This window comes from Streptomyces sp. NPDC001843 (genome assembly GCF_042891955.1).
Classification (GTDB): domain Bacteria; phylum Actinomycetota; class Actinomycetes; order Streptomycetales; family Streptomycetaceae; genus Streptomyces.
Window position 1 is genome coordinate 579,656 of the sequence record NZ_JBIATQ010000002.1, and the last position, 22,900, is coordinate 602,555.

24 protein-coding genes and 1 pseudogene are annotated in these 22,900 nt (G+C 69.8%); 15 read left to right on the plus strand and 10 right to left on the minus strand.

From position 1 onward, the window contains the following. Positions 1-16: 16 nt before the first annotated feature. The 6 genes from sbnB to ACFYZQ_RS07965 all read right to left on the minus strand — a co-directional run bounded on the left by sbnB (position 17) and on the right by ACFYZQ_RS07965 (position 9,165). On the minus strand, positions 17-1,087 hold the full coding sequence (sbnB, locus tag ACFYZQ_RS07940) for a 2,3-diaminopropionate biosynthesis protein SbnB (protein WP_389142931.1): 1,071 nt from the start codon (positions 1,085-1,087) through the stop codon (positions 17-19). Then, on the minus strand, positions 1,084-2,088 hold the full coding sequence (locus ACFYZQ_RS07945) for a TauD/TfdA family dioxygenase (protein ID WP_389142934.1): 1,005 nt from the start codon (positions 2,086-2,088) through the stop codon (positions 1,084-1,086). Before ACFYZQ_RS07945 ends, sbnB begins: the two co-directional genes overlap by 4 nt. After that, the gene (locus tag ACFYZQ_RS07950) at positions 2,006-4,660 is read right to left on the minus strand and encodes an amino acid adenylation domain-containing protein (RefSeq protein ID WP_389142937.1); all 2,655 of its coding nucleotides are present in this window, start codon (positions 4,658-4,660) and stop codon (positions 2,006-2,008) included. The genes ACFYZQ_RS07945 and ACFYZQ_RS07950 overlap by 83 nt, the downstream gene beginning before the upstream one ends. Continuing rightward, the gene (locus ACFYZQ_RS07955) at positions 4,657-7,104 is read right to left on the minus strand and encodes a Pls/PosA family non-ribosomal peptide synthetase (RefSeq protein WP_389142939.1); all 2,448 of its coding nucleotides are present in this window, start codon (positions 7,102-7,104) and stop codon (positions 4,657-4,659) included. The genes ACFYZQ_RS07950 and ACFYZQ_RS07955 overlap by 4 nt, the downstream gene beginning before the upstream one ends. A gap of 292 nt (positions 7,105-7,396) precedes the next feature. After that, entirely contained in the window at positions 7,397-8,503 is a 1,107-nt protein-coding gene (locus tag ACFYZQ_RS07960; RefSeq protein WP_389142942.1) for a sensor histidine kinase, read from the minus strand. Next, positions 8,500-9,165 carry a response regulator gene (locus ACFYZQ_RS07965; RefSeq protein WP_389143250.1) on the minus strand — a complete coding sequence of 222 codons (666 nt, stop codon included), beginning with the start codon at positions 9,163-9,165 and terminating at the stop codon, positions 8,500-8,502. The genes ACFYZQ_RS07960 and ACFYZQ_RS07965 overlap by 4 nt, the downstream gene beginning before the upstream one ends. Positions 9,166-9,473: 308 nt before the next feature. Between ACFYZQ_RS07965 and ACFYZQ_RS07970 the strand changes: the two genes are divergently transcribed. Further along, positions 9,474-10,169: a histidine phosphatase family protein gene (locus ACFYZQ_RS07970; RefSeq protein WP_389142944.1), complete on the plus strand. Its 696-nt coding sequence runs from the start codon at positions 9,474-9,476 to the stop codon at positions 10,167-10,169. On the opposite strand, the gene ACFYZQ_RS07975 is transcribed toward ACFYZQ_RS07970, so the two are convergent. Continuing rightward, positions 10,153-10,389 carry a hypothetical protein gene (locus ACFYZQ_RS07975; protein WP_389142947.1) on the minus strand — a complete coding sequence of 79 codons (237 nt, stop codon included), beginning with the start codon at positions 10,387-10,389 and terminating at the stop codon, positions 10,153-10,155. The genes ACFYZQ_RS07970 and ACFYZQ_RS07975 overlap by 17 nt on opposite strands. After that, positions 10,386-11,000 (minus strand): hypothetical protein, encoded by a 615-nt coding sequence (locus tag ACFYZQ_RS07980; protein WP_388805035.1) that lies wholly within the window; start codon positions 10,998-11,000, stop codon positions 10,386-10,388. Before ACFYZQ_RS07980 ends, ACFYZQ_RS07975 begins: the two co-directional genes overlap by 4 nt. A 131-nt stretch (positions 11,001-11,131) precedes the next feature. Here ACFYZQ_RS07980 and ACFYZQ_RS07985 point away from each other — a divergent pair, with 131 nt between their 5' ends. From ACFYZQ_RS07985 to ACFYZQ_RS07995, 3 genes and pseudogenes are all read left to right on the plus strand, one after another. Next, positions 11,132-12,319 carry a M20 family metallopeptidase gene (locus tag ACFYZQ_RS07985; protein ID WP_389142949.1) on the plus strand — a complete coding sequence of 396 codons (1,188 nt, stop codon included), beginning with the start codon at positions 11,132-11,134 and terminating at the stop codon, positions 12,317-12,319. Next, complete coding sequence (locus ACFYZQ_RS07990) at positions 12,309-12,536, plus strand: ferrous iron transport protein A (RefSeq protein WP_389142952.1); 228 nt, start codon at positions 12,309-12,311, stop codon at positions 12,534-12,536. Before ACFYZQ_RS07985 ends, ACFYZQ_RS07990 begins: the two co-directional genes overlap by 11 nt. A 288-nt stretch (positions 12,537-12,824) precedes the next feature. After that, positions 12,825-13,130: pseudogene (locus tag ACFYZQ_RS07995) on the plus strand (FAD-dependent oxidoreductase); the annotation flags it as partial. A 19-nt stretch (positions 13,131-13,149) separates the two neighbouring features. Here ACFYZQ_RS07995 and ACFYZQ_RS08000 read toward each other — a convergent pair. Further along, positions 13,150-13,647, minus strand: coding sequence for a HEAT repeat domain-containing protein (locus tag ACFYZQ_RS08000; protein WP_389142955.1), 498 nt, complete (start codon positions 13,645-13,647; stop codon positions 13,150-13,152). A 221-nt stretch (positions 13,648-13,868) separates the two neighbouring features. Here ACFYZQ_RS08000 and ACFYZQ_RS08005 point away from each other — a divergent pair, with 221 nt between their 5' ends. From ACFYZQ_RS08005 to ACFYZQ_RS08030, 6 genes are all read left to right on the plus strand, one after another. After that, positions 13,869-14,783: an SDR family oxidoreductase gene (locus ACFYZQ_RS08005; protein ID WP_389142957.1), complete on the plus strand. Its 915-nt coding sequence runs from the start codon at positions 13,869-13,871 to the stop codon at positions 14,781-14,783. A 134-nt stretch (positions 14,784-14,917) separates the two neighbouring features. Further along, entirely contained in the window at positions 14,918-16,156 is a 1,239-nt protein-coding gene (locus ACFYZQ_RS08010; RefSeq protein WP_389142960.1) for an MFS transporter, read from the plus strand. 34 nt (positions 16,157-16,190) lie between these two features. Continuing rightward, on the plus strand, positions 16,191-16,418 hold the full coding sequence (locus ACFYZQ_RS08015; RefSeq protein ID WP_389142963.1) for a DUF5133 domain-containing protein: 228 nt from the start codon (positions 16,191-16,193) through the stop codon (positions 16,416-16,418). 241 nt (positions 16,419-16,659) lie between these two features. Next, positions 16,660-17,457 carry a hypothetical protein gene (locus tag ACFYZQ_RS08020; protein WP_389142966.1) on the plus strand — a complete coding sequence of 266 codons (798 nt, stop codon included), beginning with the start codon at positions 16,660-16,662 and terminating at the stop codon, positions 17,455-17,457. Positions 17,458-17,515: 58 nt separating this feature from the next. Continuing rightward, on the plus strand, positions 17,516-18,451 hold the full coding sequence (locus ACFYZQ_RS08025; protein ID WP_389142968.1) for a GNAT family N-acetyltransferase: 936 nt from the start codon (positions 17,516-17,518) through the stop codon (positions 18,449-18,451). Between the two features lie 89 nt (positions 18,452-18,540). Then, positions 18,541-18,951, plus strand: coding sequence for a hypothetical protein (locus ACFYZQ_RS08030; protein ID WP_389142970.1), 411 nt, complete (start codon positions 18,541-18,543; stop codon positions 18,949-18,951). Positions 18,952-18,987: 36 nt separating this feature from the next. Here ACFYZQ_RS08030 and ACFYZQ_RS08035 read toward each other — a convergent pair whose 3' ends face one another. Beyond that, entirely contained in the window at positions 18,988-19,656 is a 669-nt protein-coding gene (locus ACFYZQ_RS08035) for a shikimate kinase (protein ID WP_389142973.1), read from the minus strand. Between the two features lie 53 nt (positions 19,657-19,709). On the opposite strand from ACFYZQ_RS08035, the gene ACFYZQ_RS08040 reads away from it, so the two are divergent. The 5 genes from ACFYZQ_RS08040 (at position 19,710) to ACFYZQ_RS08060 (ending at position 22,886) form a co-directional block, all read left to right on the plus strand. After that, complete coding sequence (locus ACFYZQ_RS08040) at positions 19,710-20,078, plus strand: hypothetical protein (protein ID WP_389142976.1); 369 nt, start codon at positions 19,710-19,712, stop codon at positions 20,076-20,078. 280 nt (positions 20,079-20,358) lie between these two features. Next, positions 20,359-21,534 (plus strand): ATP-binding protein, encoded by a 1,176-nt coding sequence (locus ACFYZQ_RS08045; RefSeq protein ID WP_389142979.1) that lies wholly within the window; start codon positions 20,359-20,361, stop codon positions 21,532-21,534. After that, a complete protein-coding gene (locus ACFYZQ_RS08050; protein ID WP_389142982.1) occupies positions 21,531-21,932 on the plus strand; it encodes a roadblock/LC7 domain-containing protein in 402 nt (133 codons plus the stop codon). Before ACFYZQ_RS08045 ends, ACFYZQ_RS08050 begins: the two co-directional genes overlap by 4 nt. Further along, positions 21,929-22,306: a DUF742 domain-containing protein gene (locus tag ACFYZQ_RS08055; RefSeq protein WP_389142985.1), complete on the plus strand. Its 378-nt coding sequence runs from the start codon at positions 21,929-21,931 to the stop codon at positions 22,304-22,306. Before ACFYZQ_RS08050 ends, ACFYZQ_RS08055 begins: the two co-directional genes overlap by 4 nt. Beyond that, complete coding sequence (locus tag ACFYZQ_RS08060) at positions 22,278-22,886, plus strand: ATP/GTP-binding protein (RefSeq protein ID WP_389142988.1); 609 nt, start codon at positions 22,278-22,280, stop codon at positions 22,884-22,886. The genes ACFYZQ_RS08055 and ACFYZQ_RS08060 overlap by 29 nt, the downstream gene beginning before the upstream one ends. Positions 22,887-22,900: the final 14 nt, after the last annotated feature.

Below are 22,900 nucleotides of genomic sequence, written 5' to 3' on the forward strand. Positions count from 1 at the left end.
TGGCGCCGCCTGACGCTCATCCGTAGCGGTTCAGCTCATGGAAGAAGTCGTCGACGACGTGCAGTTCACCGGAGCCGGCGAGCCGGTCGTAGACGTACTTGCCCAGGGCCAGGTCCAGGACCCCGAGCCCGAAGGGGGAGAAGACCACGGGGCGGTCCGCCGGGGGTGTGACACGCCCACTCATGACGTCTGCCAGTGTGCCGTCGAGGAACCGGCGGTTGCCGGTGAGCCGTTCGGTGAGGTGCGGTGACGTGTCGGCCCGCAGGCAGTGTTCGACGTCGTCGACGATGTTGGCGGACGCGAGCAGGACCGCGGGTGCCAGGTCGCGCAGCGACACATGGAGAACGACAGGGCGGTGCGCGAACCATGCCGGGTCGTGGACGTGGGGACGGGCGGCGACCGTGGCGAAGACGACCAGGTCGCTCAGGCGGACCACCTGTTCCACGCTGTCGTGCACGGTGATGCGTCCCGCGGCTCCGGACTGCTCCAGACAGCAGCGGAAAGCCGTGGCGTTGTCGTGGGACAGGTCGTACACGCCGATGTTGTCGAAGGACCAGCCCGTGCCGGCCAGGAACGTGTGGACGTAACGGGCGATCAGGCCCGTTCCGACGAAGCCGAGGCTCACCGGGCGCGGCCGGTTCCGGCAGAGCCATCCGGCCGCCAGCGACGCCGACGCGGCCGTTCGGGAGGCGCTGATGATCGAACTCTCCATGCACGCGAACGGGTAGCCGGTGTCATGGTCGTTGAGGATGAGAACCGCCGACGCCCGGGGGATGCCCGCCGTGGTGTTCTGGGGGAAGCTGGAGATCCACTTGAGGCCGTCCACCCGTGTCTCACCACCGAGCGACGCCGGCAGCGCGATGATCCGGGAGGTCGGACGATCGTCGAAACGCAGGAAGTAGGAAGGTGGGTTCACCGTGTCCCCTTCTGCGTGCAGCCGGTAGGCTTCCTCGATCAGCTCCACGATGCGCTGTTCCCGGCCCTGCAGCACACTCTGCACCTGAGCGCCGGAGACGACGGCGAAGGGCGGCACCCGCAGCGTCCCGGCCGGTGTGGACCGGGTGGTGGGGGAGTAGACGGTGGTCATGAAGGGGTCACCTCCACGGTCGGCGAGCAGTCGGCCAGTCGCACCGGGTCGGCCAGGGCGACAAGCACATCGCGCCGTCCTTCGTAGGCTTCCCTGCTGTGCGCGGTACGCAGGTTGTCGACCAGCAGCAGGTCGCCGTCCTGCCACGGTTCACGTACGGTGTTGGCCTGGTACACCCGGTTGATGAGATCGACGGTCTCCTCGGAGATCGCGTCGCCGTTGCCGTAACGGGTGTTGAACGGCAGACCGTCGGCGCCGTAGACATCCACCAGGTACTCGCGTATCTCGGGGTCCAGGGTCCACTCGCTGAGAAACGCTATCTGGTTGAACCAGCAGCGCCGGCCCGTGAGCGGGTGATGGATCACGGCGCTGCGGCGCTGCCTGGTGCGCAGCCCGCCGTCGGGCTGCCAGGCGAACTCGATCGCGGCGGCGCGGCAGTAGTCCTCGACGGCCGCAGGGTCCTCGGTGCCGAACGCGTCGGTCCACGAGGCGCCGATGTCGTCGTTGTAGTTCCGGGTGAGCAGCCATCCTTCCCGCTCGAACCGCTCGACCAGTGCGTCCGGCAGGGCGTCGAGCACGGTCGGCGAGTCCGCGAGGGCTGTCGCGCCGCCGCCGGCCGGCGAAGTCAGGCAGGCGAACTCCATCATGCCCGGGAACCGCAGGGCGTAGCTCAGCTCGTGGTGCATGCACATCTGCTGGGTGGGCGGCCACTTCGACGACGAGTACACGCCGTTGCCGAAGGACTGCCGTGCGGCGAATGCCTCTTTTTCGTCCATCAGGCCGGAGGCCAGTCGTCCGAAGACCCAGGTCGTCCGGGCCAGGTCGCGCAGACCTAGTCCGCGGACCAGCACGGCGCCGTGCTCGGTGACGAGGCGCCGCAGCTCGTCCCGGTGTTCGCCCGTCCAGCGGGACGGATCGTCAGTCGGGCCGGTCGTCAGGACCGGTACCCGGCCGAGCCGCAGGTCCGGTTCGAGGGGTCGGGTGGTGGGTGAGAAGGACATCTCGCATTGCCTCCGTTGATGGTTCAACGGTTGGGGACGACGCCGCTCGCGCGTCGAGCAGCCGGGCCAGGTCGGCGAGGACCGGGTTCCGGGTGAGGTCTTTCAGGGTCAGCAGGCGGTCGAGCCGGATGGCGAGCCGCACCGCGGTGAGAGAGGTTCCGCCGCTGTCGAAGAAGTGGTCGTGACGGCCGACCCGGTGCTGCGGGATGCCGAGCACAGAGGCCCAGGCGGCGGCCAGGCGTCGCTCTGCCGGTGTGCGGGGTGGCTCGCCGGACTCCGAGCCGGTGGTGTCGCCGCCGTCGCGGGGCCCGGTGCCGTCGAGTCCCGTGGCGAGCGAGGCCAGGGCCTTGCGGTCGACCTTGCCGTTCACGGTCAGCGGCAGGTCACTGCGCCAGTGGAACCCCGAAGGGACCATGTAGGCGGGCAGCCACCTGCCCAACTGCTCGCGCATGGCGTCATCCGCGAGCGGCGGCTCACCGCAGCAGAAGGCCACCAGGCGCCGGCCCCCGACGTCCTGGGCGACAGCCACCGCGCCGGCATGGACGCCGGGCACCTTCAGCAGGGCGTTCTCCACGTCCTCGATCTCGATACGGAAGCCGCGGATCTTGACCTGGCTGTCCCGGCGGCCGAGGAAGTCCAGCTTGCCCCCGGGCAGCCAGCGGCCGTGGTCGCCGCTGCGGTAGAGCCTTTCGCCGGTGCGGTACGGATCGGCCGGGAACGACCGACGGGTGCGTTCCGGGTCGTTCACATAGCCGCGGCCTACACAGACTCCGCCGAAGACGATCTCCCCTGGCGCTCCGAGCGGTACCAGCGACAGGCTCTCGTCGACGACGCGCACCCGCACATTGTTGACGGGACGGCCCAGCGGGATCCGCTCGGTGTCGGGCACCCGGTCCATGACCTCGTGGTTGGTGTCGTCCGAGGTTTCGGTGAGTCCGTAGGCGTTGACGAGCCTGATTCCCGGCTGCGCGGCGAACCAGCGCTCCACGAGCTCCTTCTTCAACGCCTCACCCGTGACCGATACGCACCGCAGATCCGGCAAACCGCGTGGGCACCGCTCCAGGAACGACAGCACGGCGTCGAGGTACGAGGGTACGGCCTGCAGGACGTTGACCCGGCCGTCCACGACGGTGTCGAGGTAGCGCGGGACGTCCCAGATCACCTCTTGGGGAACCAGCAGGGTCCGCCCCCCGACCACCAGGGCCGCGAGCAGTTGCCACAGGGAGATGTCGAAGCACTGCGGCGCCGTCTGGGCGACGACATGCCCCTCGCCGATGCCCAAGTCGTCGATCTTGGCATGGATGTGGTTGAGCATCCCCGCGTGTTCGCACATCGCGCCTTTGGGTTCACCGGTGGAGCCGGAGGTGAAGAAGACGTAGGCGAGTTGGTCCAAGGACACGTCGACGTCTACATCCCCGGTTGCGCGCGTCTCCTCGTAAGCCACCTCGACCAGCACGGTCCGCACCTCGGGCAGCATGTCCACGGCCTGGGCGAGGTTGGTGGTGCTTCCCCGCTCGGTCAGCACGAGCCGGCATCCGGCACGGAGGAGCATGCGCGCCATGCGATCGGCGGGGAAGTGCGGCTCGACGGGCAGGTAGACGCCCCCGGCCTTGAAGACCCCCAGAACGGCGGCCGCCCAGTCCGGGTCGCGCTCCGTCACCACCGCGACGACGTCTTCGCGCCCCACCCCGCGCAGGAGCAGCGCCCGTGCCACCTTGTCGGCACGCTCGTTCAGTTCCGCGTACGTCCACTGCCGTGCCCCGTGCACCAGGGCGACGGCGTTCCCGTCGTCCCGGACGCGCTCCTCGAACAGTTCATGCACGCAGCGACGCGGCAGCTCTCGCCGTGGACCGGCGAGCGCGTCGAGCTGGAAGCGGATCTCCGAGCCGGACAGCAGGCTCCGCGCCTGGTGCGTGGCGCCCGGATCGGCGGTCATCAAGCGCAGCGCCGCCAGGTGGTATCCCGCGACCCGCGCGGCGTACGCGGCGTCCAGCGCGTCGCGGCGGTATCGCAACCGCAGGACGGCCCCGCCGGCGTACCGGCCGATGCCGACCCGCAACACCGTGCCGGGCGGGAGATCGAACGCCCCGTCGGCGGGGAACGGATCGAAGGAGGCCTCGCTCAGCGGTCCGGGCAGGCCCAGCTCCCGTTCGAGTTCCACGACCGGAAAGCGCTGGTGCGCCAGCAGATCCGCCTCGCCGCGCCGGGCTTCCCGGACCAGTGCCTGCCACGACGGGACGTCCGTCGTCAGCCTGCACGGCAGCGGCCGGCCGCCCGGCTCGGCGACGTAGCCCGTCGTGACCTCGTGCTCGCCGGACAGCACGGCCAGTACTTTGGCGTGTGCCGCGAGCAGGACCGAGCTGACCGGCACGGCCATGTCATGTGCCAGCCGGCGCACGGCGGTCATCACGCCCTCGGGAACCGCCTCCTCGTGCTCCGCGCCACCCGCCACCGGCGCGACGGACCAGCGTGGAACCGTGGTGACGCCGCCGCCGGTGAGGACAGCGCGCCAGAAGCCCGCGTCGTCGGGCCTTCCGGGCCGGCAGGTACGGCCGCCGGCTTCGACGGTCATCGACCACACCTCCCCGCGTCGTGGACCCGGCTCAGCTCCCGTGCCGGATTCCCGCCCCACTGCGAGTGCTGGGGGACCACCTCGCCCTTCATGAGGAAGCAGTCCGGGGCGAGCACCGCGCCGTCGCCCACCGTCACGCCGTAATGGACGAACGCGCCGACGCCGAGGGTGCAGTCGCTGCCGATCGTGGCGCCGTCGGACTTGAAAGTGCCGTCCTCCTGCGAGTGGCACTGGATGACGCTCCCGGCGTTCAGCGTGCAGGCGTCACCGATCGTCGCCATCGTCCGCTCGGTCACGTAGCAGCCGTCGTCGAAGACCCTGCTCCCGATGCGGACGCCCAGGAGCCGCCAGATCAGGCTCTTGAACGGAGTGCCATTGAAAATCCGCAGATACGACTCCGAGGGCACCTTCCAGTAACGCTCACGCTGCCAGAACCGGGGATCGTAGATCGAGCAGTACAAGGGACCCGGACGACGCACGGCGGTGACGACACGCTCGACCAGCACGAAATAGACCGCGGTGAAGGGGAGGACGAGAACGTCCGCCAGCGCCAGGGCCGGCACTCCGAGCGAGGCGTACATGTCCGCCGCTCCCGCGACGATCAGGCCGGCACCCAGCAGGTAGACCCAGCGCGCCAGCAGGTACCAGGCCATGGTGGCCGCGTTGTGCCTGTTCTTCGCCGCGAGGCCGCGGCGAAGCTCCTCGCCGCTCCTGAACCGGTCGAATCGGCTGTCGCGCAGAACCGTCCGCGGAATCTCGAAGCTGGGTGAGCCCAGCAGCCCCACGCCTTCCCGGACCTCGCCGTCGACGGGGACCATGACCTTCGTGCCCAGAAGGCAGTTGTCGCCCGTGCGCGCCCGCGCCGGATAGGCGATCCGATTCCCCAGGAAGCTGTGCGCGCCGATCGATGCCCGGGACACCCGGAACGCGGTGCTGGAGAAGTCGGCGTTCATGATCGACAGCCCGTCGGCGACCATCGTCCCGCTGCCCACGGAGCTCAGGAACGGGGACTCGTGCCTCACCTCGGTACCGAAGTTGGACCCCGTCTGCTCGAGGTGGAAGAACTGGTAGCCGATGGCACGCAGATAGTGGACGATGCAGGAGCTGTCCCCGAACAGACGGGTGAGCAGCCTCCTGTTGGTGAGCCGAGCGATGGCGCGCTGTGCGGAGTAGCGCCACCCGTACAAGGGGTAGTCACGGCCCGGTACGAGGGCACTGCCGACCAGTCGGGGCACAACGGTGACGAGCAACAGACCGAGCGCCACACCGCCGAAGACCAGCACGGCGGCCGCCACCGCGACATCACGGTAGAACGTCCCGCTGGCCAGGACCGCGGGACCCGGCTCCATGACCATCCTGGCCTGCGGAACCCCGATCAACAGCATGACCGTGCCCCCGACCGCCAGCGGCACGTAAACGAACAGCGCACCCACCACCTGCATGACGCTGTGCACCGCCCGGCGCAGGGCGGCGCCCGGCATTTCACCCACGACCTGGAAGTCCACCGCGGCCCGGTCCGCCGGGGACCCGTGCCAGTGCTCTCCGTCGGGGACCGACTGCCCGCTGTGCAACGAGGAGGCGTGCCCGAGCTGAGCCCCGTCGCCGAGCACCGTCCGGATGTCGATCACGGTGGCCTCGCTGACGAGCACGGACTTCCCCATGCTGACCGGGCCCGGCTGGATCACACCCGCCTCGGCGCGATAGCAGGAGAAGAACGAGTCCTTCCGGATGACGGTGCCCTCACCGATGGTGAGCAGGTCCGTGCAGACAGGTACGTTGCGGGAGAGGATCACGGTGCCCCGCCCGATGCCGGCGCCCAGCGCCCGGAGGTACAGCACATACAGCGGTGAGCCGACGAACAGCACCAGCGGGTCCGAGCGGATCAGCGTCCTGACGATCCAGAAGCGCACGTACCTCAGGGACCATATCGGGATCTCCTCGGCTTTCCACCGCCCGATGAACGTCCACTTCACGACGATGGGAAGGGCACACAGCCCCAGGAAGGCGAGGCCGCCGAACAGCACCGATCGCACATAGGCGTCGAGCACGCCCGACCCGGCGGAGATCCACTCGTACCCGAGAGCCATGGCCGTCGCCACCCCGTAGGTGTAGCAGAGGAAGGCAACGGTCTGCAGGAACCCACACAGGACGTACGACACCATGCCCGCCATGCCCGCCTTGCCACCGGGCGAGGGATCCGCGGCCCGGGACCCCCGGGCCGGAGCCTGACGTTGCTCGGGCCGCGTCGTCGTGGCGCCCGGGACCGCTGCCGCCAGACCTCTGATCGTGGGGTGCTGATAGATGTCCTTCATCGACACCGAAGGCAGATCCGTCCTCTTGCGCAGCCGGGCACAGAAATGCGCCATCACCAGGGAGTCGGCCCCCAGGTCGTCGAAGAAGTGACTGTCCACCGGCACCTGCTCGACGCTCAGCAGGTCGGCCATCACTTCCGCGAGAGCCTGCTCCGGTGGGTGCGCGCCGTTCCCTTCGCACGGCACCGGCACCTGTCGGGAAGTCGCAGGTCCCGCGTCGGCCGGTGCTTCCCCGATGGCGGGTTCACCTTCCGGCCGGCCGTTGCTGGTATCGCTGCGGGCCGCGCGTGGCGTGAGCTTCGAATCTGACGTCATGACTTATATACGGAGCACGTACAGAGAAGTATTGAGAAATCCAGATTTTCCGCACCTGTTGACGATTTTCCCACCGTGACCTGACCGCGGCCAGCCGGGAGCCGCCGTGTCACGGGGCCTGTTCGGTGGGTAGTTCCAGGCGGAGCTCGTAGCCGCCGTCGGCGGTGGGACCGGAGGTCACGGTGCCACCGAGCAGCGCGGCACGCTGCCGCAGGCCGACCAGGCCGTAGTGCGCACTCGGCAGAGGGAAGGGGGGCCGGGCCGGCGGGGTGTTGCTGACCGTGACGCGGACGGTGTCGCCTTCGCAGCAGGCCTGCACGGTCGCGGTGGCGCCGGGAGCGTGTTTGCGGACGTTGGTCAGCGCCTCCTGGACGGTGCGGTAGACGGCGCGCTGCAGGGCCGGCGCGAGGCCGTCGGGCAGATCCGCCTTCAGACGGGTGTCGATCCCGCTGGCATCGACCAGCCGCCGCAGGTCGGTCAGTGACGGTTGCGGGGTCAGGTCCGTGGGGCGGCCGTGCGAGTCACGCAGGACGTTGACCATGTGCCGCAGTTCGTCCAGCGTCTGCACGCTCAGTCGCCGGATGGTGGCGGCGGCCTCCTTGGTGTCGGCGTCCCGCGCGCCCACCTGCAGCGCTCCGGCCCGTACCGCGATCAGGCTGACCTGATGGGAGACCACGTCGTGCATCTCGCGCGCAAGCTGTGCGCGTTCCTTGGCCAGGACGGCCTGCTCGGTCAGCCGCCGCTCGTGATCACGCGCCCGGGAGATCTCGACGAGCCGCAGCGACAGGTCGCGCCGGGCCTGGACGAGCTGGCCGAGGAAGACGGGGGCCGCGGCCGTGGCCGCGGTGTAGCCCAGGGTGATCAGAGCCGAGGCGTTCCAGAGGTCCAGGCGCAGTGAGGGCGAGGTGGACGTCATGTCGCTGAGGGTGAGCGCCATGGCACAGCACGCCAGCAGACTCCGGCGCCGAGTGAGGGTGGCGAGCGTGTACAGGGCGGCCAGAGCGGCGAAGATCGCGTCCGAGAGCAGGACGGCCGGCAGGGTGAGCACGAAGGTGAGCAGCGGCAGGCGCCGGCGCAGTGCGAGTACGCAGGCGCCGAGCAGGGCGAAGGCCAGGCGCACCGGCGAGCCGGTGTCGACGTTGACCCATACGTCGACCAGTGCTGCCCCGATCAGGGCGGCATCACGCAGCATGTCGGCGAGGCGGCGGGACATCATCCCGGCTCCAGGTCCCGGGGCCACTTGAGAAGCCCGGCGCGTTCGGCGAGCAGCGCGGCCTGCACCCGGCTGCTCACCTCCAGCTTGCCGAGGACGGCGCTGACGTGGTCCTTGACCGTGCCGGTGCCCAGGTGCATCCGGGCGGCGATGTCGGCGTTGGACAGTCCCTCGGCGATGAGGACGAGTACGGCGCGCTCGCGGTCGGTCAGCCGGTCCAGGCTGCGGGCGGCGCGCTCCTGGCAGCCGGCCTGCAGATAACCGTCCACGACCGTCCGCGTGACCTTGGACGACAGAACGGAGCCGCCGTCGGCCAGGGCGCGCACGAGAAACGGCAGCTCCTCCGGATCCGTGTCCTTCAGCAGGAAGCCCGACGCACCCGAGCGCAGGGCCGTGACGACGTACTCGTCCATGTCGAACGTGGTGAGCATGGCCACCACGGGGGGCTGCGGCAACCGGAGCAGACCGGCCAGGACGGTGAGTCCGTCGACGTCCGGCATACGGATGTCCAGCAGCACGACGTCGGGAAGCGTCTCCTGCGCCGTCCGGACCGCCTCGCCACCAGAAACCGCGGCCGCGACCTCGATGTCGTTCGCGGCGTCGAGGATGCGCTGGAAGCCCGTCCGGATCAGGGCCTCGTCGTCGACCACCAGTACCCGGATCACGCGTGCCCCACTGACCATCGGATCACTCTCCGATTCGTACCACGCCGGCAGACACCCCGCAGTCCCCGATCCCGGGACCGACCAGGTGGCGGGGGTCGCCCCGCCACCCGGCGGGAACATTTCCGGCCCCCTGCGGGATGGTGCCGGCCCCGTCGTCGGCGAACCCTTGTGGGCAGGAGCACAGCGGAGCACGCGGTCGGTGCAGACCACGCGCCCTTACCGGCAGGACGTGACCAGGACGGCTGATCGGCACCGATGTCCCGGCGCCACACCCGCCGGCGTCACCGGCCCCAGAGGAGGGCAGTCGCATGACGATCCGCCTGACACTTGTATGCGGGCACACCGTGAACGGGACCGCGGACGCGGTCTTCGGTCACGGCGCTCCCCGTGACGACGACCTGCGTGAGACAGGCGCCGGCCGCGCGGTGACTCCTTCCCGCCCGTCGGCCGTGCGGTCGCCCTCCCCCTGCTGCGCGCTGACCGCGTCGGCTCTCGGACTCGGGACCACGGTGGATCCGGCACTGCGTGACATCGACTACGGGACTTGGCGTGGTCGCACGGTGGCCGACGTCGCCGCCGCGGACCCGCACGGGCTCAGCGCCTGGCTCACGGACCCGGATGCCGCGCCTCACGGCGGCGAATCCGTACGTCAACTGTGCCACCGGGCCGCGCACTGGCTCAACAGCCTGACCCACCAGACGGGCAGTGCCGTGGCCGTCGCCGAGCCGGCCGTCGTCCGAGCCCTGCTGGTGCACGCCCTGTCCGCACCGGCACGCGCCTTCTGGAGGACGGAGGTACCGCCCCTGTACATCGTCTCCCTCACCTGGCGCGACGACGGCTGGAGCATCCGGCCGGCCGACGACGTCTTTCTGGCTGAAGGCGTACGGCATCCCTCTCCCCACCACACCGACCACCCCAGGCGGACGGCCATCCACCGTGGCCCGCACCGCGCGCACACCAGGCGCGACGTCCCCGGACAGCGGCCCGTCACACTAGACGGCTGACGGCGGTCGTGAGGGGGCGCAGTACGGCGGTACCCGCCTGCAGGAGTCCGGATACCGGAAGGGGCATCCAGCGGGTCAGGTCGCTCTGCAGGACGGGATCGAGTTCGATGGTCACCCGGACGTATCGGGTGTGCAGCCGGGTCACCTTGGGCTGGTGGGGCGCCGCGGCGTGCGGCTCGCGCTGCAGCGCCGCCCGGTAGGTGTTCTTGCGGTGGTTCACGGGGTGTCCTGACGCTTGATGAGCTCGTCCGCGAGGTCCATGTACGCCGAGCCCTTGACCTCGACCGGGCTGCCGAACGACTGGGCGTACAGGTCGAGCCGCGGAATGTGGGTGGACAGCACGTCGAAGCCGCGCTCGGTGAGAGCTTCCCGGGCGTCGGCATCGGGGCCGGTGCGCGTGGCGTCCGGGCGGTTCGTGCGGTTCAGCAGGACGGCGGCTCGGGCCGGCTCGGCGCGCAGGGACTGCATGTCGCCCATCTCTCCGCCGATGGGCGCCATGCGATCCAGTTCGATGGGGGCCGGAGTCACCGGCACGATCCACTCGCCCGCGTACCTCATGATGCTGCGGGCGATGTGCGCGTGGTCCTCCAGTTGCGGGGCGTCGAACACCACCGCCTGCCGGTTGCCGAGGAAGTCGTTCACCCGTCGGTGCACGTCACCCACGGGAAGGGCGACCACGGGAAACGGAAAGCCGCCCGCCAGTTCACTCCAGCGCAGCGCGGAGGATGCGGGGTCACTGTCCACCAGCAGCGGTGGGATGCCCGTCTCGTGAAGGGCATGAGCCAACCAGACCGCGCTGGTGGTCTTTCCCACTCCGGGCTTCAAGTTCACGAAGGCGTAGCTCAGCAACACGAGAGCCGACACTATCGGCCGTGGCCGGGCGACCGCGGTCGGCGCGGCACGCGGCCCGGCCTTTCACCCGGTGGCGCCGGTGGCCCATCCCAATGGGCTAGCTTGCGGGCATGACCATGCAGAAGACCGCCTCCGTGAGTGTCGACGCGATGCTCGAGGACCTGAGGACCCTTGTCGAGATCGAGTCTCCCTCGGGTGTTCTCGACGCGTTGCGGGCGTCCGCCGCCGCGGTCGCCGCTGTCATCGAGCACCGTCTCGGCGGGCGCGCCACCCTCGTCGAGAGCGAGGCAGGGCCGCATGTGCACTGGTCGGGCGGAGGTGAGCCCAAGGTGCTCGTCCTCGGCCACCACGACACGGTCTTCCCGCTCGGCACACTCGAGCGCCGGCCGTTCACGGTGGCGGACGGCCGGGTGACCGGCCCCGGCGTCTTCGACATGCTGGGCGGGCTGGTGCAGGCCGTGCACGGCCTGGCGCTGCTCGACGACCTCTCCGGCGTGGAGATCCTGGTGACCGCCGACGAGGAGGTCGGCTCAGGGCACTCCCGGGCCCTCCTCGAGGAACGGGCCCTCGCCTGCGGTGCCGTACTCGTGTTCGAGGGCGCGGCGGACGGGGGGAGGCTGAAGACCGGCCGCAAGGGCTGCGGCACATTCGAGGTCTCCATCACCGGCCGGGCCGCACACGCGGGTCTGGAGCCCGCGGCCGGGGTGAACGCACTGATCGAGGCGGCGCACCAGGTGCTCGGCATCGCGGCGCTCGGCCGGCCCGAGATCGGTACGACCGTCACCCCGGCCGTCGCCTCCGCCGGTACCCAGGCCAACGTCGTACCCGCGCAGGCAACCGTGTCCGTCGACGTCCGGGTCGAGTCGGCCGAGGAGAAGGAGCGCGTCGAATCCGCCTTCGCCTCCCTCACGCCACAGCTCGACGGGGCCCTGATCTCCGTCCAGGGGTCCGTCCGCCGGCCACCGATGCCCGAGTCGGCCTCGGCCGAGCTCATGGCGCTGGCCCAGCGGCTGTTCCCCGGCATCGAGGGCACCGCGGTCGGCGGCGGCAGCGACGGCAACTTCACGGCCGCGCTCGGGGTGCCGACGCTCGACGGACTCGGAGCAGTCGGGGGCGGCGCCCACGCCGACCACGAGTTCGTGCTGGTCGACACCATGGCCGAGCGGGCGAACCTCGTGGCCGCGCTCGTGGACGCCATCCGGACCAGCCCGGCTCCTGCCCTCCTCGGTCGCCCCCCTGGACGACGTGTGGCCGGCAGGAGCGTTGGCGCCGGGCAGCAGGGTCCGGGTGCTCCGTGACCCGGCGTGGGACGGGGCGTGGCAGGCGGAGCCCCTGGGCGGTATCGATGCCATGGGCGCGCCGGAGCCCGTCAGCAGCCCGCAGGGGAGGGCCGGTGAGCTGGCGTACTGGGTCAGCTTCGACGAGCCGCAGTACGACAGCGGCGGTGGCGGCCCGTTCCGGAAGGCCCGCATCTGGGCCCGGTACCTGCGACCCGAGCCGACTCCGGAGGCGTAGCCGTCGCCGGCCACGACCGGGGCGAAAGCCGGAGGGGATGCCAAGGTCATCGGAGTGCCGCCGCGGGTCCCCTTGGACACGCTTCCGCCGCCGACCAGGCGATCGAAGAACAGTCCGTCCACGCACGTCAGCAGCGTGCCGGTACGGGCGTCGGCGTCCACGAGGCCTTGCGCGGCCAGGAAGTCGTGCACGCGACCTGCCGGCCCGCGTTCCCCGCGGCACGAGGACCTCCCGCAGTCCGGGGTGATGGACGCTCTCGAAGTGGGCGGCGGGCCTGCCGTCCGGCACCACGCCATGACTCCGAACCTCGGCCAGGGCGCCTGCCAGACCCTGGAGGACGCGGCCGCACTGACCGCAGCGCTCGCCACAGAGCCCACGGTCGAATCCACGGTCGAAAAGGCACTGGTCCGTTACGACGCCGAGCCCCGCCCGCGCAGCCAGTCCGTGGCCCGGGCCGCGCGCCAGGCCGGCCGGATGGGCCGGCAACTGACCCACCCCCTGGCCGTGGCCCTGCGCAACACGGCCCTGCGGCCGGGCCCCTCCCACCTCACCACCCGCGCCATCCTGCGGCACGCCGACTGGGCACCGCCGAGCCCCGGCCGGCCACTTCCCGTCACGGGCGACCGCGTGGGGCCGTGCGCTCGTAGATGGCTCCGCCCGGTGTGTACCAGCCCGACTTCTTCCGCACGGCGGGGCTCGGGTCCTGAGCGTGTGATGCCTTCAGGGCGGTGACGGCGCGAGCATCGGTGTGGGCGAACTTGCCGACGAGCTCGGCGGCCATGGCCCGGACGTGCGGATCGGGGTCGGAGGCCAGATGCCGGAATGCGGGTTCGAGGACCCGGTCCGCTCCGGGTGCGCAGGTGTCTCCCTTGCACCGGTCGCAGGCCAGGGCGTGGAAGGCGGAGATCCTGACCCGGGCATCGGGGTCGTCGGCCATGGCGATGAGCTCGTCCATGGAATCGGTGTCGACCATGTGGTCGAGGAGGCGGCAGCAGCCCTCGCGGACCGCCGGATCGCTATGCCGCAGGCCAGCGCGGACGGCATCCGTCGCGCCCTGACCACGCCGCAGCAGCGCGTGGTAGGCCGCGACCGCGCGCTGCGGGTCACCCAAGCAGGATACAAGGGCTTCGCTGTCGGTACTGGCGAATCCGAGCATGCCTCAGTGTCGGGCAGAGCCGGGAAGCCCGGCAAAGCCATTTCCCCCGGAGCGGCGAGGCCCGCACCGCGCCCCCCGGGATGCCGTGCCGCCGACCGGGTTCGTTTCCGGATCTTGGACACGGGCACCCGGCGCCGGACATGGTCGTTTCCGAAGACTCCGCGCAAGGAGGCGCGATGCACCACCAGGCCGACGAGGAGAACGGTTCGTCCCCGCCGATCTCCTCTGAACCCGGACCGGACTTCTCCCGGCAGAAGCAGGATCCGCCGGGACTCGAAGCGGACATGGAAAGCAGGCCCCGCTACCGGGCCGAGCGCTACAAGGCCGCGGGCAAGCTCACGGGCAAGGCGGCTCTGATCACCGGAGGGGACTCCGGCATCGGCCGCGCCGTGGCGCTGCTGTACGCGCGTGAGGGCGCCGACGTGGCCATCGTCCATCTGCCTTCCGAACAACCCGACGCGGAGAAGACCCGGAAGCTGGTCGAGGAGCAGGGCCGCACATGCCTGTTGCTGCCAGGGGACCTGCGCGACGCGGAGTTCTGCCGCGACGTCGTGGAGCGGACCCGGCAGGAGCTGGGCCGGCTGAACATCCTGGTCAGCAACGCCGCCTATCTCAACAGCAAGCTGCAGCTCGAGCAGTTGACGGCAGAGGACTGGGACCGGACGTTCAAGACCAACGTCTACGCCTACTTCCACCTGGTCATGGCTGCGCTGCCGCACCTCGGCGAGGGCGACGCGATCATCGCCACGGCGACGGAGGAAGCGCTCAAGGGCAGCACCACCATGATCGACTACGCGGCTGCCAAGGCGGCTCTGATCACCTTCACCAAGTCCATCGCCCCGCACCTGGCGAGCCGGGGAGTGCGTGCCAACATCGTCGCCCCCGGCCCGACCTGGACGCCTCTCAACGCGGCCGACCCGCACATGCCCCCCGAGGACCTCGCACAGGTGGGCAGCGAGACGCCCATCGGCCGCCCCGCACAGCCGGAGGAGATCGCCCCGACCTATGTCTTCCTCGCCTCGGACGCGGATTCGAGTTACATCACCGGGGAAGTCATCGCCGTGACCGGTGGTGAGACGGACACCCGCTGAGCGAGCGGTCAATCCGGTGGAAGGTGGGCGTATTGGCTCGGCCCGGCAGGCGGACAGCGCGGCGGCCGGCGAGGCGAGCCGGTTTACCGGGCACACGCCAGGCGGCAGCACGACGGAACACGGCCGGACGCGCGGTGTTCCTGGTGCTGATGGTCGACTCCGTGGTGAACGGGCTCTTCATCCCGTTGTCCATGGTCTACCTGTCGGCGAGCTCCGGTGCGTCGCTGGTGCGGGTGGGCACGCTCCTGACCCTGGCCGGAGTGCTGTCCCTGCCCCTGCCGCTGTGGATCGGCAGCCTGGTCGACCGGCTCGGGCCCCAGCCGATCGTACTGGTGGCGCAACTGCTCCAGGCCGTCGGCTTCCTGGGGTACCTGGTGGTCCGTGACGGCGCTGCGGTACTCCTGGCCGCGACCGTCACATCACTTGGGCAGCGGGCCTTCTGGTCCTCCGCCTTCACCCTCGTCAGCAACATGTCCGACCGTGATCCGGGCGGCCGCTCCCGCGAGCGGTGGTTCGGCGTCATCGGCTCTTTGCGCGCGGCGGGCTACGGCCTCGGGGCCGTCGTCGCGGGCGTGGCCATGTCGGCGAAGTCGGGCCTGGTGTACCGGGGGGCGATCGGTGCCTGTGCCTGCCTGCTGGCAGCGGCCGCCCTGCTGCTCGGACGGGCGGTGCCGCGCAGCGCCGCTCTGCCCGTCGGCCCACGCCCCGAGGAGCAGACGGGCACGGAGCGGGGCAGTCGCGGTTACCGGGTGCTGTGGGCCGACCGCCCCTACCTGGCGCTCGTGGCGCTGAACACGGCCTTCGCACTGTGCAACGTCATGCTGAGCATCGCCCTCCCGCCGTTCGTCGACCGCCGGCTCCCGTCCATGACCTGGGCGGTCGGTCCACTGCTGGCGATGAACACGGTCGTCCAGGCCGTGCTCCAGACCTCGGTAGTCCGCCTGATCCGGCCGCTGCCACGGCACATCTCGTTGTGCCTGGCCGGTGTTCTGTGGGCCTTGTGGGCGTGCCTGACGGCGGGCCCGCTCTGGGTGCCGAGGGCTCTGTGGGTCCCTTGCCTCACCGTGGCCGTGCTCTGCTACTCGGCGGCTCAGCTCGTCCATTCCCCCGTGTCGAACGCGCTGTCCGCGGATGCCGCGCCGACGGACGTACGGGGGCGTTACATCGCCGTCTTCCAGTACTCCTTCGCGATCGCGACAGTCGTCGCCCCACTGCTGTTCTCCGCCTTGTTCGAGGTGTCGAGTGCGGCTCCCTGGTACGTCATCGCCGCGCTTGCCCTTCTGACGGTCCCGGGCATGCTCGCGCTGGCTCCGCGTCTGCCGCGCGACGCACGAGTATGGCGGCCCGGACCCCGGGTAGACGGGTCGGCGTAACCCACGTGATCCCGGGAGAAGGGGAAGACTCCTGATGCTCATGGCACACCCTGCCGTCCTCCGGAACCTGATCGAGCAGTACGACGTGCTGCGCATGCTGCACGCCGAAGAGGGCAGCCCGGAGGTACGGCGGCGGATGGACGACATCGCGTACAGCCTCTGTGTGGCCACGGGCACCCGCGACATCGACGCCGCTCTTATCGCCGCGCGCCACCGGCTGCCCGGCGCGCGCCCGCAGGACGACTCCCTCCTTCCCAGCTGAGCGGGGCGCTCGGACGCCACCGCTCGACCGGTGGACCGAGGGAGCCCCTCGGCCAACCGGCCGCACGACGCCCGTTCGTCCGGGGCAACGAGTGAGGCTCCGCTCCGGGCGTCGCGCGCTTCAGCGGTCCCCGACCTGGACCATGAGCGCTCCGTGGAATGGATCGACGAGGACATCCAGGTAGCGGGGCCGATGTGCCGCCGCCTTGTGGTGCTCGTGGCAACGCGCTGTGGGTGATCTGGTGAACTGGTTGACGTCGCTGCCGGCGGTGGCGCTGGTTGTGGGCGGGCTCTCGCTCGCCCTGCTCGTCGCGGTTCTGGCGCGGATCGCAGTCCGGGCGCTCGTACCGGTCGGGGAACACGACCGGGTGCCGCAGATCGTCACGCCCTTGATGCCGACACTCGGCGCCGCATTCGCGATCTTCGCCGCGCTCACCCTGGCCAGCGAGGCCGGCTATCTGCGCGCGGCGGAGGGGTTGGTGAGCGATGAGGCGGCCGCTTCCTCGCGCCTTGCGTGGGCGGCGACGAGTCCGCGGGTCAATGCGGAGCCGATTCATGCGGCACTGCTGGACTACTTGCAGGCCGCGCGTGCCAAGGAGTGGAAGGGCGCGGCTGCGGCGTCCGGTGACGACCCTGCCACCGGCAGCGCGATCGCGCGGCTGGAACGGAGCGTGCGCAATGAGGCGGCGCGGCCCGAGCTGGGCGGTCCGACCGGTACGGAGCTGCTGGCTTCCCTGGACGCTGTCACCAGCAGCCGTCGCGCCCGCATCGCGGCCGCCTCACGCGACGTCCCGCTGCTCTACATCGTCACGCTCGTGGTCAGCGGACTGGCCCTGATCGTCAACGCCGGAGCGCTGGTGTTCCGCAGCAGCCTGCGGGCATCACTGCTCATCGCGGGCATCGCGAGCGTGGTCGGGCTGAGCCTGGCCCTGCTCCTCGCGCTCAGCGCACCCTGGAACGGACCGTTCATCGTCAGTGGGCATCCACTCGACGCCATCATCGGGGATCTGAAGTCCGGCTTCTTCGACGGCGGGTCGTAAGCCGCGGCTCAAGTAGCCGGGTTGAACCCGACTCCCATTCTCTGACTATAGTCAGAGAATGGATGCTGGACAGATCGAACAGGTGCGGCGCTTCAACCGCACCGTCACCGAACGCGTGGGTGTGCTCAACGACCACTACCTGGGCCGCGACCGTCCGGTGGGCGAGGCCCGGCTGCTCTGGGAGATCGGCGAGCAGGGCCAGGACGTGCGGCGCCTGCGTGAGCGTCTCGGGCTCGATTCCGGGTACGTCAGTCGACTGCTGCGCTCCCTGGAAAGGGGCGGCCTGGTGACGGTCGAGCCTCGGCGCGAGGACAAGCGGGTGCGTACCGTGCGGCTCACCGCCGAAGGCCGAGCGGAGCGTACCCTGCTCGACGGCCGCAGCGACGAGCTGGCCGGTTCACTGCTCAGGCCGCTCAACAGCGAACAGCGCGCCCGACTGGTCTCGGCCATGGCCGAGGTCGACCGCTTGCTGACCGCGGCGACGGTCACTCTGGAGGTCGTCGACCCCGACCACCCCGACGCCCGGAGCTGCCTGTTCTCCTACTTCGCCGAGCTGCAGGAGCGCTTCGACACCGGCTTCGATCCGGCGCGCAGCCTGCTACCCGACGCGGGCGAACTCCGGCCGCCGCACGGTCTGTTCCTGCTCGCGCGACTGCACGGCGAACCCGTCGGCTGTGGGGGGCTGAAGCTGCCGCCGGGGGCTCCGGCAGAGATCAAGCGCATGTGGGTCGCGCCCCGGGCCAGAGGACTCGGCCTCGGCCGCCGGTTCCTGACCGAACTCCAGGCGCGGGCCGTCGAGCACGGCTGCGAAAAGCTGCGCCTGGACACCAACAAGGCGCTCGGCGCCGCGATCGGCCTCTACCGTTCCTTCGGCTTCCGGGAGGTCCCCGCCTTCAACGACGAACCGTACGCCCACCACTGGTTCGAGAAGCGGATGACCGCATCGCCGTCTCGGAGGACGCCCGGAGCGACGGAGGTCGGCGGGGGGGCTTGAGTATGCGTACTCAGGCCCGCGGCCGTCGATCAGGGAAGGCTGTGCGCATGGACACCTCCCGCACAGAGCCACGTCCCGTCATACCGCGAGTGTCCGCAGCGGCTGCCACCGGTGCGGTTCTGGCCTGCGGTGCCGTGTACTTCTTCTCCTGGGCCAAGCGTCACAGGGACCAGGCATGCGACGAGACGGGCGGCCGCTGCTGGGCCTGGTGGCACTTCGCACCCATCCCCCTGACCTTCGCGACCGCCTTGATCGTCCTGATCATCGTCTACAAGCGACTGGACATCAGGCCACGGCTCGCAGTCGTCCCGCCGACGCTCCTGCTGGCACCGTTCCCTCTCGTCGCCGCGCAGGCGGCTGCCGACTGGTGGACCGTCACCCTCGCAGGCGGAGCATGGTCATGCTCCCTCGCGCTGACCGCCTGGAGTCGTTACCGGATCACGGGGATCACAGCTTCGGCCACGCTTCTGCTCGCCTCTCTCGTCGTCCTCTACCACTGAGACATCACTGAGACGGATACGAAGCCCCTGCCGGCGTCAGAGTCGAAAGGCCCTGGTCACCTGCACCGCGAGATCGTCTTCCGTCATCGTGGTCTCGACCTGTACGGCGTGCAGTCGAAGACGCGAGGTTTCCTCGCGAAGGCGCCTTGTGAACATGTGATCCCGTTCGGCGATGTTGCGGCCGGCCCTTGCCGGATCGCTGGTCCTCCACACGAATCCTTCCCCGGGCACGCTTCGACTGCGGATGGCCGTCTGGCGGAAGTCAGGTGTGGGAAGGAGCCAGACGGCCTGCTCAGGAGCAGCGAGCAGAGGCTCCACGAGGTGTGGCAGCAGCCGGAAGCCCTCGACGATGACGCATGGTTGCCGCGGCAGGCGAAGAAGGTCCTCGATGATCAGGCCGAAGCCCTCGCCCCGAAACCAGTGGAAGGTCTCCAGCATGACGTGCGCAGGCCGGTTCACCCATCGCTCGTCCATGTCCATGGCCATGAACTTGTGCAGGAAGGGCGCCTGCTCGGGCGTGGTCCGCCCGGCATGGTCCTGCATCACGTCGTCGGTCGAGTAGAGTCGCCACCCGTGGCGGTCGGCGAGCCGACGGGCGATCGTCGTTTTGCCCGCACCGCTCCCGCCGCCGATCCAGTAGACGTGCCGTAGCCGTGCCGCAAGCTCCGCGGCGCCGGTCTCCTCTTCAGACTGTCCGGGTCGCATTCCACTCCCATCCGACGGGACAAACGTACAGGCAGGGGCGAGAGCAAGCCGCGTTGCCCATAGACCTGTTCCACGCGCTGGACAGAACGCAGGTGTGGACCCATTTCGGCGCACTCCGTCCAAGCGGCCCGGCGCAGGCCGTGGCCGGCCACCGGCTCACCCCCGAGCTGCTGCGCGCCGACGACGCCAACAACGACGTCGTCGCCGACGGGATCCACCGTGTTCTGCTGGCCCAGGAGGCGCTGCCCGACACCCCGGACCTGGCGGTCGCCACCCGTGCGGGCGTCCACGCGGCCGACGCCGTTCTTCAGCTCGCCTTCCGTACCGACCCGCACGGCGACCCGCGTCTGCTGGTTCAGGCCAAGCGCATCGTGAGCGCCTACCTGGCCGACTTGGTGTCCGCCGACCGGCCACGCGCATAACGGCGCACGTCGTCGATCATGCCGGGGTGAGAGACCTTTGTGAAGGTCGTCAAATAGCCTCTGCTCTACGCCCGTTGACTGTGTGGCTGCTGATACGATCATTCCACTTTTAGTGGGCTGACGGCGCGTCATACACGCGTACGCGGAACAGTCTCTAGGGCCCCATCGCGAAGGAGTAACTGTTGGTCCGCCGGCGGTCCGCGACCCCATGGGGTCGGAGACACCCCGGGGTCCCGTCAACGGTCAGGCTCCCGACGCGAGGCGACTTGAAGAGAGTCTCATGACGTCATTGATCGACGATCCACTCCTGTGGATCTTGCTTGTCGTGCTCATCGCTGCAGTCTTCGCAGTGGTGCGGGCGCGAAGAACGAACATCAAACTCCGTGCGCACAACAGCAGTCTGCAGTCCAACCTCACGTTGGCGCAGGCTCAGAACGGTCAGATGCAGGCGGCTCACGCCAGTCAGAGCGCCCGGCACGCGAACGAGCTCGAGGAGGTACGACGGGACGCCGAGTCGGCGACCAAGGCCACCGTGAAGTCGGCGGCGGGAACGCTCTCCACCCTCGCCGAGGAACTGCTGGCCACACTCGACGGCCTGCAGCAGAAGTACGGCGACGACAACGAGGTGCTCGCCGACCTGATGAAGGTCGACCACATGGGCAACCAGTTCGCCCGCCGGACCAAGGGCATCTCGGTTCTGTGCGGCGGCTGGCTGGGTCGGCGCGAGCACAACGCCACCGTGTACGACGTCGCCCGCAGCGCCCAGGGACGCATCCGTGACTTCGGACGCGTCACCGTCCACTCGCAGGCCAACGTCTCCATCACCAGCAAAGCGGTGGAGCCCGTGGCCATGGTGCTGGCCGAGTTGCTGGACAACGCGACCAAGTACAGCGCCCCGGGCACCCCCGTCGAGATCAACATCCAGTCCGTTCCCACGGGCGTGTGCCTGATCGTGGACGACGCCGGTCTGGGACTGGACCCCGAGACCGAGGCGCGGGCCATGACCCTGCTGTCCGCAGAGGGACCCGTGGACATCACGAGCCTGGGCGAGCCGCCCAAGTTCGGCTTCGCCGTGTGCGGCATGCTCGCCGCCCGCTACGGGTTCTTCGTCTCGGTCGACAAGGTCTCTCCCTACGGCGGCGTGCGGGCCGTCCTGCGCGTGCCCGAGAACCTCCTGACAGCAGATGCCCCGGAGCCTCAGTCGGCCGCGCACGACAGCTTCGACGAAGCACCCGTGACTCCCGCACCGGCCCCCATGCGGGGACCGTCGCTCGTCGTCGGGCGCACGACCGGCGGTCTGCCCCGGCGCAGGCGCCGGGCCGTGGCCGAGCAGCCGGCCACCAGGCAGGCACCCGATCCGGTGGAGCACAGCGAGGAAACGGCGACGCGCATCGGGGCTTTCGCACGCGGAACACAGCTCGGGCGGGCATCGGACATCGAGGAAGGAAACCAGTGAATCCCGACCTGTCGTGGGTGATGGATGACGTGCTCGAGGTGCGCGGGGCCCGCCACGCCATCCTGGTCTCGGCCGACGGACTGCTGATGCAGCGCTCCAGGGACATCCTGCGTGACGATGCCGAACGGAACGCCGCCGCCATGAGCTCCATCCAGTCCCTGTGCCGGAGCGTCGCGCCTTTCGTCGGCGCCGGCAAGGGTGTCTGGAAGCAGACACTGATCGAGTTCGACGGTGGATGGATCTTCCTCATCGCCGGGGGCAGCGGCTCCTACCTGGCCGTCTCGGCAGCGCTGGACGTCGACATGGAAGCGATGTCGATGCGCATGCAGAAGACCGCGAGCGCCATGAAGAGCGGGCTGAGTGCCACGCCCCGCCTCAACTCCGGTGCTGACGCATGACCAGGCCCGGCGAGGACGCTCCGGTCACCAGCGACTTCGTCCGCTCCTATGTCATCACCGGCGGCCGCAGTCTTCCCGCTGAGGACCGGCTGGCGCTCCACACACTGGTCCAACTGGCGCCCGGCCGAAGCCTGCCGCTGGGAGCCGGCCCCGAGGTGCGGGCCATCTGGGACCTGTGCGCGGGCGGTTACCTCTCCGTCGCCGAGGTCGCCGGCCACCTGGGGCTGCCGGTCGGTGTGACCCGCCTGCTGCTGACCGATTTATTCGAACAGGGCCATCTCCTGCAGCGGGCCGCACCGGCTCGCGCCCAGCACGTCGACAGAGCGATCCTCCTGGAGGTCCTGCATGGACTGGAAAACCTCAACATCGGCTGAGCCCAGGGCGAACGGCTCCATCTACGTCTCGGACGAAGTGCGTACCGCTGCGAAGATCCTGGTCGTAGGGCATTTCGCCGTGGGCAAGACGACTTTCATCGGGTCCTTGTCGGAGATCACGCCACTGCGCACCGAGGAGAAGATGACGAAGGCGTCCCTGCACGTCGACGACCTGCAGGGGGCACCGGACAAGGTGACCACCACGGTGGCCCTCGACTTCGGCCGCCTGACCCTGAGCAACGAACTGGTGCTGTACCTGTTCGGCACACCCGGTCAGCAACGCTTCGTGCAGCTGTGGGAGGACATGGCCCGCGGGGCACTCGGCACCCTTCTCCTGGTCGATCCCGCACGTCTGGAGGAGTCGTTCCCCGTGATCGACCTGATCGAGAAGTACGGCCTCGACTACGCGATCGCCGTCAACACCTTCGAGCAGGGCAAGCGCTTCGACGCCGAGGAGATCCGCGAGGCCCTCGACCTGCTCCCCGACACACCTGTCATCCACTGCGACGCCCGCGACCAGCAATCCTCCGCGCAGGCTCTGATCACCCTGGTCCGCCATCTGCTCGACCGCGCAGCCTGACCCGTCATCTTCGG